Here is a 14,015-nt window from a genome sequence, read left to right as displayed (position 1 = left end):
TCAAGGGATGCACTAATATTGAATCTTCTTACCTATTACAACAACAACGAATCTACCCGGTGGGCGTGCACCATCATCTCGCAGGGAGCCCAACTGAAAATGGTAAAGCGGCCGTCCTGGGATGCGACTAAGGCAAGGGCATCGCGTTGGTCATGCACGAACTGGGCAGCGGAAAGATGGCGGGTACCGCCGTTCTGGGTGGGGTGAATGATGATGGGCTCATTGCCTAATACCGGCTCTGTGACCACAATCTGCTCTACCAGTTCATTGCTATCTGAGCGGACGATCTTTGCCCCGAAAGCCAGTAGTTCATGTTGATCGGTGATGATGGTAGCACCGTCTATGGCAGTGAGGCCGGCCAATCCATCAATCTCACGGCGCAGGGCACCTTGCCAGATGCTTTGGCTACGGTTTTCCTTTTCCTGGTGCATTAACTCAGTTAAGCCAGAAAACGCCGGCGAAACCGCATAAGGCAAGGGATGCACAATAGATTCCTTCCACTTGTCGGTGCCGGTGGGGACTACCAGCAGAGAGCCACCCCGTCCGTGAGCACGCATAGACACCGCCAATTGCACCAGTACATTTACAGAATCGTTCCAGGAAGCCGGGGCGGTGAAACCCAGCAGAGACGTCACTACGGCGGGGCAATCTGGGAGGCTGTCACTGTTTTCGTCAATGATCTTGATGACATCGCCTTTGAGCACCGCTACGTTGGCAAACTTTCCAAACCCACTGGCCCGCCGGTGTTTTACTACTAAGAGGCCCGGCTCAGAAACATCCAGCACAAAACAGAAGCTGACTATTTCACGGGTAGTGCCCCACATGTACAGTTCCCCGTCTTGCTGCCACACGCCAATATGAATGCCGGCCCGTTCCACCCCGGGTGCTAGCTTGGTCAAATTCTGGGAAGTCAAAGGCAGGCGCTGGGCAAACAGAAGGGGTTTGCCGGCCTGGTCGGGGGGCAGGAATGCCAGGGAGATCCTGGGCGACTGCCCTTCTTCTTTGCGGAGGCTGGCCCAAAAAGCGGTGTCAATCATTGATTCTATCACCTTCACCGGCGGAACCGGGGCCAGGTGCACCTCTCCATGTTGGTGGGCTTCGGCCTGATGCTGCACAAAATGGCTTTCTATAACGGGCGCCACAGACTTGGCCGCGGCATAGGTGGTTTTACGAATCATGTACCAAACTCTTTGAAGAAGAAAGCACCAGAAGTAGCCATGAAACGGCAGTTCTCTGTTGCTACAAACAGCGTGTGCCTACTGCGAATCTCAAAGGAACACCGCTTGCTGCTTTCAGATTCTAACTTACATTTAGTTTTGCTCTGTACAAGCCATTCGGCTGAATTGTTTTACCGGCAACGGCACAAACCTGAAACCCAGGCATCTGCTTTATAACGTGCGTCTTTCCCCACACCTAAACCGCAGCCGTTTTTCACCTGATTTCCTGGAAACAGCTAAAATACTGTAGCTGTGCCTGATACGTCTCCGCGCCTCCGTTCACAATTATTTAACATGGCATATTCCTATCATCTTGCTTGTTTATAGCCACCTGAGCGGTATCTTTCTACAAATAATCAAACTACCTTCCTTCATGAAAAATGTGTACCGTTCTTTGCTTTTAGCCCTTCTCCTGGGCTTTGGCGCTTCCTGTTCTGTGGAAGAAGTAGAACCCAGCAACCCCATCAATGGTGGCACTACTTCCAGTGACGCCACCGCCACCCAAGATAATCATTTGGCCATGGGCAATCCCAGTGCCGCCGGTTCCAGCTACAGCAATTATCTGGTGAGCAAACCGCAGTACGTGATGTCTTATAACAGCTACCGGGGCACTCCTAACTGGGTAAGCTGGCACTTGAGCAGCGCGTGGGTGGGCAGCACTCCCCGTCAGGACGATTTCAGGGCCGATACCTCCCTGCCCAGCAGCTTTTACCGGGTACAGTCTTCTGATTACACCGGCAGCGGGTTTGACCGGGGCCACAATTGCCCTTCCGCCGACCGCACTCTCACCGTAGCCGATAACTCTGCCACGTTCCTGATGTCTAACATGATTCCGCAGGCCGGGCCTAACAACCAGCAGACCTGGGCTAACCTGGAAAATTACTGCCGTACCTTGATCAATGCGGGTAATGAGCTTTACGTGATTATGGGAAGCTACGGCAAAGGCGGTACCGGCCTCAACGGCTACAAAGAAACTCTTGCCGCTGGCAAAGTAACCGTGCCAAACCGTATCTGGAAAGTGATTGTGGTGTTGCCAAATGGCTCCTCAGACATAAGCCGCATTACCACCAGCACCCGCGTCATTGCCGTGAACACTCCTAATACTACCAGCATCAGCAGCACCTGGGGCTCTTACCGCACCACGGTAGATGCCATTGAAGCTGCCACTGGCTATGACTTGCTTTCCAACGTACCTGCCAGCGTACAATCTACCATTGAGGCCAGAGTAGATTCAGGCTCAACCCAGTAAATAACAAACCCGCAGAGAGGCTTTGCTGTACAAGAGCCTTTCTGCGGGTTTTTCATCATCATGGTTATGTCTTCTCTTCTTTCACCACTGGCGCAAGCCACTCAAGGATTATGGTTCATCAGCGAGACCGAAGCTCCGCTGGAGCCTTTCGCGCTTCCGGTTGGCACTGCCGTCACAGATGAGGCAAGTTTCTTAGCCGCAATCAAACAGCCAGACCAACCCATTGAGCAAGTGACCTTGCCTTATTTCTTCCGGAACATGGTGCGCACCTACCCAGAGCAAGACGCTGCCCAGATAGCCATTGCCCAGCGGTTTCTGGCGCTGCAGCAGTGGTTAGAAACAAATCTGCAGGAGATACGGGTGTACCGGGTAGGGCAAGTGCAGGTGCAAGCCTACGTCCTGGGGAAGGCCCCAGACGCAACATGGCTTGGCTTGAAAACTACTCTGGTTGAAACGTAAATTTTATCGCATTCGCTTTTTTTGAGGTTCAGGAGGGGCTATACCAATTGCTTCAAAAGGTTCTCCATAGAGGTAGTCTGCAGATAAGGGTCTAGTTGTTCCTGCGAGGTGAACGTACGCACCATGCCAATACTGCCGCAATGCTCCAGCAGCCAGACCTCGGCGTAGAAAGTACCCATAAAATACAAACTGATGTGGCACCAGCCCTTCAGACGCGCATGCAGGTATCTCCCGCTATCTTGTACACACTTGATCTGTTCTGTTAGGGACAATTGGCTAAATTCCTTCACTTTCATTTCCATCACTACTTAGGCCGATTTCGTTACCTCTTACGCAGAGAATTCGGCTTTAGTGCTTAAGTTATCACTTTTTTTATGTTTTCCCTGAAAAGTGAATGGAAGTTATTTCTTTCTTCATATCTCACTTGAATAAGCCTGCTTTTGCCCTAGTAGCTGCCTGCTGTTTAGTCTTTTAGGCTCAGAGCCGCATCTTAGCGCCCAGTGCCAGGTGAAAGATCTTGCCGGGCCCCAGGTAGCCTGGGTTCTGCAGGTAAGACAGCAGGTATTCTCCCATGGTGCCCACCTCATAGTAGGCTCCAAAGCGCCTGAACTTCTCTACCCTGGTGAGATTCACCTGCCCTCCCGCGAAGAAATACAGGTGGAGGGCCGTGGAGAAGCGGTAATAACGGTTAGGATACCGGCTCAGGTACCTCTCTGAGGCGAAGAAATCATCCCCGAAGGTGTAGCTCAACTGCATGCCGGTACTGAAGGCGTGCCAGTCCACTTTCCTTATCCTAACGGGCCTGAACGGCAACAGCGTAGATTTCAGGGCAGCGGTGAAGAGATGGTCACCCCCTATCTTTTTGGGCAGGTACCCCACAGACACATCGGTTTCCAGCTTCCGGTTGAAAGACTGCTTGCCAACCCCCACCGACACCAGCCCGATGTCTCCGGCAAACTGCGTCTTCAGGTAAAAGGAAGACAACTCTTTCTCCTGACCAAAACATAGACCGGAAACAGAGAAGAGTACCGCCCCTAGGAGCGCACGGATAGTAAAGGTTTTCATCATCAGAACTCCATTTGTTCTACAGAATATCCTTTATCCCAAACCTTCATATAGGTAAAGCCGCGTTTCTTCACCGTGGTGGTCACGTGGTAGAGGACGTGGTCATCATAGGTAGATTCAGAGCTCCAGCCGTGGCGGTGCCCGTGCAGACTAAGAGACACTACCCCACTGCTGGCCAGCGCATCGTGGTAGGGCATTTCCAGTTGCCGGTCAAAATCACTGTCGAAGGGCGGTACGTGTGAGACCACAATGGCCTGGGTCCAGTTTTCGCCGGAGACGGGTTGCAGCTCACGGGTGAGCCAGCCCAGGTCGGGCACCTTGCCGTTAAAGCCGTACTCGCGCCCGTTGGTGTCCAGGAACACGAACTTGGTGTGCCCGTAGGTGAAGGAGTAGTTCAGCTCGCCGTACATCTGGCGGTACACCTGGCGGGCGTTGCCCAGCATGTCATGGTTACCGATGACCGTGAGGTAAGGCCAGCGCAGGTCTTGCATGATATCATGCACCCACTGGAACTCCCGTGCCATGCCAAAGTCAGAGATATCGCCCAGGTGGATGACGAAATCTATGCCTGAGAGGGAGTTTGCCTTCTTCACGAAGTCCTGGGTCTCGTCATAGAAGCGCTGGGTGTCGCCCATGACCAGGATGCGGAGGGTGTCTTGCGGGGTCTGGGCGCTGATCTGCCGGAGATAGCGGGCGGTGAGGTTTTTCTCGTGGCTTTTCAGCCGGATCTGGTTGGGATGGTACTCAAACAGCTGCTCGCAGGAAGCCAGCAACAGCACCAAAGAAAGAAAAGGAAGGCGTTTCATAGTGTAAGCGGAATTAAAAACCAAGAAGCCAGGGCTTCTTAGCAGTAAGGCTGCGCCAAGAATCAAAAGTCTTATTCAGCAGGAAGCATGCTTCCCTTAGCGGGAAAGCGGGTCAGATTCACACGATCTTTACCGTAGTTGATTGAATAGTGAAGGGGCGGGATACGGAAGAGCGTAGGGTCGGCATCAAAGGCAAGGCATTGCTTTGATGAAAGCGCTGTCTCCGGCCTTGCAGAAGACCAGGAGAAAGCCAAAGATGGTGCTGTTTTCTATCTGTTTTTCATTTTTAAGCTCCAAAACGGAGAAGCTACATTTGAGTAAGGACAATCTTTGAGAGGGGTTCCCCCATTAAACGGCCGTATTTCTTAGGCCGCGCCAGTTCTGTTGAGGCAGGAACCAAGCCCTGCCTGAAGTCCTAAAAGAACACGCCAAAGGTAAGGGCTTTTTGATAGGTATACGTAGCAACAACCCAGTATAACAGGTATACCACAGGATAGCAGTAAAGCAGGAAAGTTTTGTTTCTGAGAGATATTGAAAGAACTGAATAGGTCTGGGTAAACCCAAGCGTTTTAAAGCAGTTTCCTGAAAAAGAAGCTTAAAACGGGCAAGAAGAAACCCGCAATCCACTTCCTGAGTCCCGTTGCCACTACCTTACGGCTGGCATTGGTATCTAACCTCTTGCACGGCCAAAGCAAAGCCTAACCTGGCAGCTTTTTTGAGCAGCTCGCAGCTGGCACCGGTGTCTCCCTGGGCTTGCCTTATCATGGCCTGCAGGTAAAAGCCTTTGGCATTGGCCGGTTCCTGCCGAAGCGCCTGTTCAGTATCTTGCCAGGCGTTCTCCAATTGCTGCATCCTGAAATACGCAAAAGACCGGTACAGCAAGGCCTCGGTGGTTTTGCCGGTTGTTCCCACTTTCTGCAGGTATTTGCTGATGTCTGCCTCGGCGGCCTGCCAGTTGTCTTCCAGTTCCAGGTGCACCCGGCCCCTGTCCAGGTACGCTGCGGTTTGGGTGGAGTCCAGGGAGAGGGCTTTGCTCAGGTCTTGCAGGGCTTTCTCGTATTGCTTGGTTTGCAGGTAGCTTTTACCCCGGGCGGCATACCAGGCAGCCTGGGGCCTGGCATTTTCCTGAAGGGCTACGGAATAGTCTTCAATAGCGCCTCCGGGGTTTTTCAGGTATTTCAGGCGCAGGATTCCCCGGCGCACCCGCGCTTCCTCCAGGTCTGGCTTGTGCTCCAGCGCCGTGGAATAGGCCTCATGGGCCTTGGACCACAGCTTCTGTTCCTCGGCTTTCTGGGCCCTGTTCATAGCCCTGGTGGTGGCAATCTGGCTCCAGCCCACGGTAATGCCTAGAATGATCAGCACAAACAAGAACAACGCCCCAGCCACAATCTGGACATCGCGTTTAGAGATATGGGTGTGTTTCTGGGGCCGCTGGCGGTAATGCCGTTCCTGGAAACCGGCGGGCTGCCGGGTATGATGGTACCGGGGCTCAGCATACGCCTGCGCTTGCCGCCGGTACTGCTCATATTGCTGCTGCAGGTCAAAAGCGGCCCGGCGCCGGGGATCAGACAGGATCTGGTAGGCCTCGTTCACCTGCTTAAACCGGTCCTCAGCGTGCTGGTCACCGGGGTTTTTGTCTGGGTGAAATCTAAGGGCCAAGCGTTTGTACGCCGCTTTGATCTCAGCGGCGGTAGCGTTGGAGGAGACTCCCAGGATATGGTAGTAGTTCTTGCTCAATCGTTCGGGGGCGGGCGCGCCTTCCGCAAAAATACAAGTTCCGTCTTCTGCGTACGCGGCCTTTTGTGCGTTTTTACCTCAATTTCCGGAAATCAACTTAAAAACAACCGGCAACATATCACCTGGCGGTTATCCCTTCCAAAGCCTTTTCCGTAAGCAACTTCTAAGGAATTTTAATTTTCGAATATTTTCCAGCGATGTTCCGTATATCTACTACGCACCATCAATTAAAAAGACACATGGCTACCGAAGACAAAAGCAAAACAGATAGCATCATCGCCAACCTGATTGGTTATATAGATACGCGCATTGATCTGATCAAACTAGATCTGCAGACCAAACTCAAAGGCATTTTTGTAAGTACCATCCATGGCGTGTTGCTGGGGCTGGTGGCCTTGATGGTGTTGCTTTTCCTGAATGTGTTCATTGCCCTACTGCTGAACGATCTGCTGGATAGCCGCTACTGGGGGTTCGGGATTGTGACGCTTTTTTACCTTATCTTGCTGGTCATTCTGCTGGTGGGCTTGGATAAAAAGGTATTTCAGGGAATGGCAGATAAAGCTTTCCGGAACACCATTTACAAAACAGATGAATCTAACCAAACGATCTAACCTATACCTGTGCCATGACCGAACTAAACAACCCGCTTTTTGATGACCCTCGCGAGTTTCTGGAACGTCAGAAAGAAGAATATAAAAACGCCTTGCTCAGCGATGTCTCTGACCTGAAAGACCAATCCCAGAAAATGGGCAAGAACCTGCTTATTGCCGGCGGACTGCTGGTGGGCATATACTTTCTGGGCAGAGCGTTCAGCGGAGGAGGAAAAGAGGACGAGAAGTCCAGCAAGAAAAAAAAAAGTAACCGTTTAGAGAATCCCGCCCGCTTCAAGGGTGCCGAGGACCGCGCCTGGATTTCCTCTATCCCAGACGTGGAGGATGACGAGCCGCTCTACAGCGCCATTGAACGCACTTACCCGGCGGTGTACCATCCGGCTACCGGAACGGTGGGTACCTCTCACAGAAGATTCGCCAAAGGCAAAGAGGAAACTTCTAGGCTGAAAGCGTTCTTCCAATCAGATTTATTTAAGATATTGGAGCAGCAGTTGGCGGCCGTGCTCATGGTGTATCTCACCAAAATGATTGAGCAGCACCTGCAAGCACCTACCACTACCACCCAACCGGTTCTGGTGGAAGAAGCCACCACTGTAGAGTACGAATTACAGCCTGATCACACCACGGATGCCCAACCGCCGCAGTACTAATCTTTTTCCTTCATTGCATACTCCAGATCCTGCCAACCGGATGAAACGGCTGGCAGTTCTCCTGGACCCCGACCACCTCACCGTTGCGCGCTGCCAGGAGATTCTGGCACTCAGCCACCGGCATGAGGTGGATTTCTTTTTCATGGGGGGCAGTCTTATCTCTAACCCAGATCAGGCTTCGTTTGTAAGCTACATAAAGCAGCACAGCAGCATACCGGTTATTCTGTTTCCCAGCAGTGGCCTGTACATAGACGCGCAGGCAGACGGCATGCTGTTGCTTTCCCTGATTTCGGGCCGGAACCCAGATTTCCTGATTGGCCAGCACGTAGCAGCAGCGCCCTTGCTCAAGAAAAGCGGCTTGCCCCTTTACCCTACCGGCTACATGCTGATAGACTCTGGCCGCCAGACCACTGCCTCTTACATGAGCGGCACCACGCCTATCCCGCATGACAAGCCCTCTATTGCGGCCTGCACTGCCATGGCCGGCGAGATGCTGGGCTTGCGCTACATGTACCTGGACGGAGGCAGCGGCGCCATGTACCCTGTTAGCCCCGCCATGATCCAGGCAGTACGCCAGGCCATCTCCTTGCCCATTATTGTGGGAGGAGGCGTGAACACCACAGAGAAAGCAGAAGCCGCCTGGAAAGCCGGTGCCGATATTCTGGTGGTAGGCAACCACATTGAAAAGAGCCCGCAGTTCATCTCTGAGGTAAGTGAAGTAAAGCAGCGGTTCAACGTAGCGCTTCCGCAGGATTAACTTTTTGGAGCCCCTTTTTCTTTACACTCCTGATTTTAGGCCTTTTTCAAAAAACAGGTGAAAAACAGGAGCGCGATTTTTATTCAAACGATATATAAAGAGCAGAGACATGCATGTGCTGAGGCAAGCCACTTCTTGTCTCTATATTCCTCAATTATCGCTTTCTTTTCAGGGAACAGGGTAAAAACAGAAAGGCCCGCATGCAGCGTTGCAGCGGGCCTTTCTGTTTGCCAATGGCAGTGATTACACGTTCATGGATGACTCACGGCGGCGCATTTTACCGGCCGGAATACCGAACATCATTTTAAAGCGACGGCAGAAGTACGCGGTGTCTTTGTACCCCACATCTTTCCCGATCTCGCGGATGCTCTTCTTGGTAGTACGCAGCAAGAATACGGCACGCTCCATGCGCTGGTACTCAATGTAGTCTTGCGGGTTAATACCGGTGAGCATTTTGAAGTACTGCCCCACGTAGTCTTCAGACACGTTGGCCACGTTGCTGAGCACTTTGTTAGACAGGTCTCCGCCCAGGTTCTCTTTGATGTAGTTGAACAGGTCAATAAGGCGGGGGTCCTTAAAGTACGTGCTGTTGGTAGCCAGCTGCTCCACAAACATTTTGTTTTTCAGAATGTAGCGGATAAGCTCTACCACCATCTGCTCTGTGTACAGGCTGATGATACGCTCTTTACCTGGCAGATCCTGCATGCTTTCCTCTACAATCTTGATCACCAGCGTAGCCAGCTTGTTGCTGGAAATCACAAACGCCGGCACCTCCAGAGAAGTGAAGAAGTTTACAGAATCAAATACCTTGGCCTCAAAGCTCACGAAGCTGTGGCTGTCGTCTGCCTCACCAATCAGGTCAAGGTCGTTATTGCTCTTAAAGAATTTATCTTTGGTGGTGATGTAATCATCATTGGAGATTACGCGGCTCTCGGTATCTCCATAATAGAGCTTTGTGCTACGACCGCCCGGAATGAAAAGCAACTGGCCTTCTTCCGCAATTTGTTTATCGTCTCCGAAAGCAACAACACCGTTGTGTACTAAAATAAGATTGTTTCCTACATCATAATAGTTCCGAACGGTGAGTGGCTGCTGCAATACAAGGTTTTTAGCCTTGATGTACCGCACTTTCAGCGACTCTATGATTTTATTGTAATCTTCCATGTAAGGACGCTAAATTAAGGGTTTTGACTTTTGTTGATTTTTTAAGTTGTCTGTCGGGTTAAAAGTAGTACTTATCTTTTAACTTATCAAACATTTAGGTACTATATTTATAAATGTAGAAATACTATATACTTAAATATCAACTTGAATCCGTAAAAAAACCCTTTTCTACTTTAGTATTTCCCGTGAGATTACTATTTTCTGTATTTCAGACGTACCCTCGTAAATTTGCGTGATTTTGGCATCGCGCATGAGGCGCTCCACGTGATATTCTTTCACAAAGCCGTACCCACCATGGACCTGAACGGCTTCTACGGTGGTTTCCATGGCTACTTTTGACGCGAACAGCTTGGCCATTGCCCCAGATTTTGAATAATCCCGGTGCGCGTCTTTATCTGCGGCGGCTTGTAAACAAAGCAATCTGGCTGCATCAATATTGGTAGCCATGTCTGCCAGTTTGAATTGGATGGCCTGGTGTTGTGCAATAGGTACGCCAAATGCCTTTCTTTCCTTTGAATACTTCAACGCCAGTTCATACGCGCCAGAAGCAATACCCAAGGCTTGCGAGGCAATTCCAATGCGGCCACCGTTCAAGGTAGACATCGCGAACTTGAAGCCAAAGCCGTCTTCGCCAATCCGGTTCTCCTTTGGTACCTTAACGTCTGTAAACATCAGAGAGTGTGTGTCTGACCCTCTAATTCCCAATTTATTTTCTTTCGGTCCTACTTCAAACCCGGGCATACCTTTTTCTACAATAAGGGCGTTGATGCCTTTGTGGCGTAACTCTGGGTTGGTTTGGGCAATCACCAGGTATACTGATGCGGTGCTGCCGTTGGTGATCCAGTTCTTGGTTCCGTTGAGCAGGTAGTGGTCGCCCATGTCTACCGCGGTGGTGCGCTGCATGGTGGCATCTGAACCAGCCTCAGGCTCAGACAAGCAAAAGGCACCAATAATTTCACCGGAGGCAAGGCGCGGCAGGTATTTTTGCTTCTGCTCTTCTGACCCGTATTTCTCCAATCCCCAGCACACCAGGGAATTGTTCACTGACATGACCACGGAAGCAGAGGCATCTACCTTGGAAATCTCCTCCATGGCCAACACGTAAGAAATGGTATCCATTCCGCCGCCGCCGTATTTGGGGTCTACCATCATGCCCATAAAGCCAAGCTCCCCCATTTTCCTGATCTGCTCTGCCGGGAACTTCTGGTGTTCGTCTCTTTCAATCACACCTGGTAGCAATTCATTTTGTGCGAAATCCCGGGCAGCCTCCTGCACGGCTAAATGCTCTTCCGTTAATTTAAAGTCCATAGAGTATGTTACTTATGAGTAGGGTGGTTTATTAATGAGTACAACTAAAGCTACTGAATTTTAGTATGCAAGCAGCATATTTCTTCTAAAACGTTTCCAAAGCTAACATTTGTTCGGCAAACTGAAACGAAATTTTCTGCATGCTTTATTGTGCCTGCCAGAAACAAAAAAGAGGGCGGTTTGGCCGCCCTCTTTTACATATTATGTGATTACTAGGTTACTAGTCTCTTCTTCCAAACAGGAAAGAAGCGTAGTACAGCAAAGTAGCCAAAGAACCGATGGCCGCTACCACATAGGTCATGGCAGCCCACTTAAGCGCATCCTTTGCCATGCCGTGCTCTTGCGTAGTCACCACCCCGCGGGTGCTCATCCAGGCCAGGGCTCGTTTACTGGCGTCAAACTCCACGGGCAGAGTGATAAAACTGAACAGCGTAGTCAGGGCGAACAGCGCCACCCCAATGGCCAGAGGCAGGATGGTAGTCTGAATCATCAGGATACCAATCAAGATAATCCACTGCATGTAGCGGCTCGCCACACTAAGCGCCGGCACCATGGCAGAACGGAACTTCAAGAAGGCATAGGCTTTGGCGTGCTGCACGGCGTGACCGCACTCGTGGGCCGCAACAGCCGCAGCCGCGGCGCTTCTTGCTTCATACACGTACTCACTCAGGTTTACCGTTTTATCTGCTGGGTTGTAGTGGTCCGTTAACTTACCAGGGGTTGAGATCACCCGCACATCGGTAATACCGTTATCAGCCAACATCAACTCGGCTACTTCCCGGCCGCTCAGGCCAGAGCTTATCCCCATTCTGGAGTACTTCTCAAATTTGCTTTTAAGCGTCCAGCTGACCAGCATAGAAGCCAGCATGGTCACAATCACTATTAAATAAATCCCTCCCATAGTTCTCTTCCTTTTTATTCTGATGTTATTGGGTGCTATCTCTCAGGATTTTAGACACCACCTGTGTAGTAGAATACCCTTTTACCAGTGGAATTGTTTTCACCACCCCTCCTTTTTCCAGAACGATGTCATGCCCCACAATGGTTTCTATGGTGTAGTCATCGCCTTTCACCAGCACATCTGGCTGTACCGCCTTGATGAGTTCATAAGGAGTTTCCTGGTCAAAGAGCACTACTGCATCTGTAAACCAAAAGGATGCCATTACCCTGGTTCGTGACATTTCGTCTTGTAATGGCCTGGTAGGCCCCTTCAGCCTACTGACAGATTGGTCAGTATTCAAGCCCAGCACCAGTTTATCGCCCAGCAAACGGGCCCGCTCCAGATAATCCACGTGGCCAACGTGCACAATATCAAAGCAGCCGTTGGTGAACACTATTTTCTGGCCTTGCGCTCTCCACTCGGCCACTTTCTCTAAAAGCTGGGGCAGCGCGACGATTTTCTCTTGGGAAGGAAGCATATATGTAAGGGATTGGGAAGCAACACAAAAGAGCAGTTAAGAGCTACTCTATAATATATGATACACGCAGAAACGAGATACCGTTTTACGCCTGATTTGGCAAAAGCAGAGCTAAAACAGGTTAAGCGTATTTTTTTCTTACTGGCACTGATTTGGTCTGCACCAAGCTAGCCACCAGGCTGATAGCCCCCATGAGAACGACCAGTATGGCACCGGTGGTGTGGGTAATGAGGGCATAGGCCATGCCTTTGTCTAACGGAACGGCGTACAGGAGCAGCGCCGTTCTTACTAAAATATGGTACACGCCAATCCCGCCTTGCACCGGAGCCGACATCCCGATTCCACCCACCACCAGAATGGCTAAACCAGCCTGCCAGGTCAGATCCTCAGTGCCTGGCAAAGCGAAAAAGGCTAAGTAACTGGTGAGGTAGTACGTCACCCAGATAAAGACAGTATGGAAGATGAAAGCACCCTTCTGCTCCATTTTCAAGACGCTGAAAATGCCTTGCCAGAGCCCGCTCACAAAATCGCTCAGCTTCCGGAAAAAGGAGTTCTTCCGAAGGTTCTCAATATTCTTGTAGAGGTACCAGGCCACAAAGCCCGTTCCCAGGATTGCTACTGCTCCCAGGATATAAAGAGTTTGCTGGTTCTGCTCAAAGGATTTATACTTTTCAGAGAAGATCTCCAGAAAGAATTGGTACAGCCGGTCAAACTCCAGCAGAAGGGTCATTCCCATGCAAAGCAGCAGCATAAGCAAGTCAATGACCCTTTCTGTGATAACGGTACCCAGTGACACATTCACGGGCACATCTGCGGAGCGTTTCAGGAAAGTACACCGGATCACTTCGCCCGCGCGCGGAAGCACCACGTTGGCCAGATAGCCCACCATGAGCGCATGGTACGTTTGCCCTGGCGTAGGTTTATAGCCTAAAGGAGCAAACTGCATGCGCCACCTGATGCCTCTGCTCACGTAACCCGCAATGGAAAGCAACAAAGTAACCGCAATCCAGGTGTAGTTGACCTGGGCTAACTCTGCCTTCACTGCAGCAAAGTTGATACTGCGCAAAGCATACCACATCAAGAAAACCGATACCGCCAGCAGCAGCAGGTACTTGAATACGTTTACGGCTTTCTTCATGCAGGTAAAGGGACTACACTAGCCGGTTATGCTGGTCTGGGAAAATAACGGTTGGTTCGTGAGAACGCGCCTCTTCAAAGTTGATCAGGGCGTAGGAAATAATGATGATTATATCTCCTACCTGCACTTTGCGGGCCGCCGGGCCATTCAGGCAGATCATGCCGCTGCCCCTCTCCCCTTTGATAATGTAGGTTTCAAACCGCTCTCCATTGTTTACATTGACAATGGTTACCTTCTCGTGGGGAACCATGTTGGCAGCATCCAACAGATCTTCGTCTATGGTAATGCTACCCACATAATGCAACTCGGCCTGCGTTACCTTAGCCCGATGTATCTTGGATTTAAGAACTTCAATCTGCATCAAAACAATCTAAAAACATGCAAAGTTATAGATTATTTATGACACAAACAGGCCCTTACAAATTCCCTTAATCTA

16 protein-coding genes are annotated in these 14,015 nt (G+C 50.8%); 5 read left to right on the top strand and 11 right to left on the bottom strand.

Annotation, left to right across the window (positions count from 1 at the left end):
- Positions 1–35: 35 nt before the first annotated feature.
- The gene (locus tag JT719_RS13095; protein ID WP_207433785.1) at positions 36–1,178 is read right to left on the bottom strand and encodes a putative sensor domain DACNV-containing protein; all 1,143 of its coding nucleotides are present in this window, start codon (positions 1,176–1,178) and stop codon (positions 36–38) included.
- Positions 1,179–1,590: 412 nt separating this feature from the next.
- On the opposite strand from JT719_RS13095, the gene JT719_RS13090 reads away from it, so the two are divergent.
- A complete protein-coding gene (locus JT719_RS13090) occupies positions 1,591–2,466 on the top strand; it encodes a DNA/RNA non-specific endonuclease (RefSeq protein WP_207433784.1) in 876 nt (291 codons plus the stop codon).
- Positions 2,467–2,532: 66 nt separating this feature from the next.
- Entirely contained in the window at positions 2,533–2,925 is a 393-nt protein-coding gene (locus JT719_RS13085) for a nuclease A inhibitor family protein (protein WP_207433783.1), read from the top strand.
- A gap of 38 nt (positions 2,926–2,963) precedes the next feature.
- On the opposite strand, the gene JT719_RS13080 is transcribed toward JT719_RS13085, so the two are convergent.
- From JT719_RS13080 to JT719_RS13065, 4 genes are all read right to left on the bottom strand, one after another.
- Positions 2,964–3,104, bottom strand: a complete 141-nt coding sequence (locus JT719_RS13080; protein ID WP_207433782.1) for a hypothetical protein — start codon at positions 3,102–3,104, stop codon at positions 2,964–2,966.
- Between the two features lie 298 nt (positions 3,105–3,402).
- On the bottom strand, positions 3,403–3,993 hold the full coding sequence (locus tag JT719_RS13075; RefSeq protein WP_207433781.1) for a hypothetical protein: 591 nt from the start codon (positions 3,991–3,993) through the stop codon (positions 3,403–3,405).
- On the bottom strand, positions 3,993–4,796 hold the full coding sequence (locus tag JT719_RS13070) for a metallophosphoesterase family protein (protein ID WP_207433780.1): 804 nt from the start codon (positions 4,794–4,796) through the stop codon (positions 3,993–3,995). Before JT719_RS13070 ends, JT719_RS13075 begins: the two co-directional genes overlap by 1 nt.
- Before the next feature lie 651 nt (positions 4,797–5,447).
- Positions 5,448–6,533, bottom strand: coding sequence for a tetratricopeptide repeat protein (locus JT719_RS13065; protein ID WP_207433779.1), 1,086 nt, complete (start codon positions 6,531–6,533; stop codon positions 5,448–5,450).
- A 239-nt stretch (positions 6,534–6,772) separates the two neighbouring features.
- Here JT719_RS13065 and JT719_RS13060 point away from each other — a divergent pair, with 239 nt between their 5' ends.
- Genes JT719_RS13060 through JT719_RS13050 form a run of 3 tightly spaced genes read left to right on the top strand, consistent with a single transcriptional unit; the run spans position 6,773 to position 8,551 of the window.
- Positions 6,773–7,144: a phage holin family protein gene (locus JT719_RS13060; protein ID WP_207433778.1), complete on the top strand. Its 372-nt coding sequence runs from the start codon at positions 6,773–6,775 to the stop codon at positions 7,142–7,144.
- Positions 7,145–7,158: 14 nt separating this feature from the next.
- Positions 7,159–7,794, top strand: coding sequence for a hypothetical protein (locus tag JT719_RS13055; protein ID WP_207433777.1), 636 nt, complete (start codon positions 7,159–7,161; stop codon positions 7,792–7,794).
- A gap of 40 nt (positions 7,795–7,834) precedes the next feature.
- The gene (locus JT719_RS13050) at positions 7,835–8,551 is read left to right on the top strand and encodes a geranylgeranylglyceryl/heptaprenylglyceryl phosphate synthase (RefSeq protein ID WP_207433776.1); all 717 of its coding nucleotides are present in this window, start codon (positions 7,835–7,837) and stop codon (positions 8,549–8,551) included.
- Positions 8,552–8,794: 243 nt separating this feature from the next.
- On the opposite strand, the gene JT719_RS13045 is transcribed toward JT719_RS13050, so the two are convergent.
- The 6 genes from JT719_RS13045 to panD all read right to left on the bottom strand — a co-directional run bounded on the left by JT719_RS13045 (position 8,795) and on the right by panD (position 13,940).
- A complete protein-coding gene (locus JT719_RS13045) occupies positions 8,795–9,715 on the bottom strand; it encodes a helix-turn-helix domain-containing protein (RefSeq protein WP_207433775.1) in 921 nt (306 codons plus the stop codon).
- Between the two features lie 168 nt (positions 9,716–9,883).
- A complete protein-coding gene (locus JT719_RS13040; RefSeq protein WP_207433774.1) occupies positions 9,884–11,023 on the bottom strand; it encodes an acyl-CoA dehydrogenase in 1,140 nt (379 codons plus the stop codon).
- Positions 11,024–11,243: 220 nt separating this feature from the next.
- Positions 11,244–11,924 carry a zinc metallopeptidase gene (locus tag JT719_RS13035; protein ID WP_207433773.1) on the bottom strand — a complete coding sequence of 227 codons (681 nt, stop codon included), beginning with the start codon at positions 11,922–11,924 and terminating at the stop codon, positions 11,244–11,246.
- 25 nt (positions 11,925–11,949) lie between these two features.
- Positions 11,950–12,441 carry a D-glycero-beta-D-manno-heptose 1-phosphate adenylyltransferase gene (gene rfaE2, locus JT719_RS13030; protein ID WP_207433772.1) on the bottom strand — a complete coding sequence of 164 codons (492 nt, stop codon included), beginning with the start codon at positions 12,439–12,441 and terminating at the stop codon, positions 11,950–11,952.
- A 121-nt stretch (positions 12,442–12,562) separates the two neighbouring features.
- On the bottom strand, positions 12,563–13,579 hold the full coding sequence (locus JT719_RS13025) for a lysylphosphatidylglycerol synthase transmembrane domain-containing protein (RefSeq protein ID WP_207433771.1): 1,017 nt from the start codon (positions 13,577–13,579) through the stop codon (positions 12,563–12,565).
- A gap of 13 nt (positions 13,580–13,592) precedes the next feature.
- The gene (panD, locus tag JT719_RS13020) at positions 13,593–13,940 is read right to left on the bottom strand and encodes an aspartate 1-decarboxylase (RefSeq protein WP_207433770.1); all 348 of its coding nucleotides are present in this window, start codon (positions 13,938–13,940) and stop codon (positions 13,593–13,595) included.
- Positions 13,941–14,015: the final 75 nt, after the last annotated feature.

This window comes from Sabulibacter ruber (assembly GCF_017355955.1).
GTDB lineage: Bacteria > Bacteroidota > Bacteroidia > Cytophagales > Hymenobacteraceae > Nibribacter > Nibribacter ruber_A.
This window is presented reverse-complemented; position numbering and strand designations above follow the sequence as displayed.

What these genes read in the sequence shown, in the direction of transcription:
- JT719_RS13095 (WP_207433785.1), bottom strand. Translation starts at nt 1,178, where the DNA reads ATGATTCGTAAAACCACCTATGCCGCGGCCAAGTCTGTGGCGCCCGTT.
- JT719_RS13090 (WP_207433784.1), top strand. Translation starts at nt 1,591, where the DNA reads ATGAAAAATGTGTACCGTTCTTTGCTTTTAGCCCTTCTCCTGGGCTTT.
- JT719_RS13085 (WP_207433783.1), top strand. Translation starts at nt 2,533, where the DNA reads ATGTCTTCTCTTCTTTCACCACTGGCGCAAGCCACTCAAGGATTATGG.
- JT719_RS13080 (WP_207433782.1), bottom strand. Translation starts at nt 3,104, where the DNA reads ATGGGTACTTTCTACGCCGAGGTCTGGCTGCTGGAGCATTGCGGCAGT.
- JT719_RS13075 (WP_207433781.1), bottom strand. Translation starts at nt 3,993, where the DNA reads ATGATGAAAACCTTTACTATCCGTGCGCTCCTAGGGGCGGTACTCTTC.
- JT719_RS13070 (WP_207433780.1), bottom strand. Translation starts at nt 4,796, where the DNA reads ATGAAACGCCTTCCTTTTCTTTCTTTGGTGCTGTTGCTGGCTTCCTGC.
- JT719_RS13060 (WP_207433778.1), top strand. Translation starts at nt 6,773, where the DNA reads ATGGCTACCGAAGACAAAAGCAAAACAGATAGCATCATCGCCAACCTG.
- JT719_RS13055 (WP_207433777.1), top strand. Translation starts at nt 7,159, where the DNA reads ATGACCGAACTAAACAACCCGCTTTTTGATGACCCTCGCGAGTTTCTG.
- JT719_RS13050 (WP_207433776.1), top strand. Translation starts at nt 7,835, where the DNA reads ATGAAACGGCTGGCAGTTCTCCTGGACCCCGACCACCTCACCGTTGCG.
- JT719_RS13045 (WP_207433775.1), bottom strand. Translation starts at nt 9,715, where the DNA reads ATGGAAGATTACAATAAAATCATAGAGTCGCTGAAAGTGCGGTACATC.
- JT719_RS13040 (WP_207433774.1), bottom strand. Translation starts at nt 11,023, where the DNA reads ATGGACTTTAAATTAACGGAAGAGCATTTAGCCGTGCAGGAGGCTGCC.
- JT719_RS13035 (WP_207433773.1), bottom strand. Translation starts at nt 11,924, where the DNA reads ATGGGAGGGATTTATTTAATAGTGATTGTGACCATGCTGGCTTCTATG.
- rfaE2 (WP_207433772.1), bottom strand. Translation starts at nt 12,441, where the DNA reads ATGCTTCCTTCCCAAGAGAAAATCGTCGCGCTGCCCCAGCTTTTAGAG.
- JT719_RS13025 (WP_207433771.1), bottom strand. Translation starts at nt 13,579, where the DNA reads ATGAAGAAAGCCGTAAACGTATTCAAGTACCTGCTGCTGCTGGCGGTA.
- panD (WP_207433770.1), bottom strand. Translation starts at nt 13,940, where the DNA reads ATGCAGATTGAAGTTCTTAAATCCAAGATACATCGGGCTAAGGTAACG.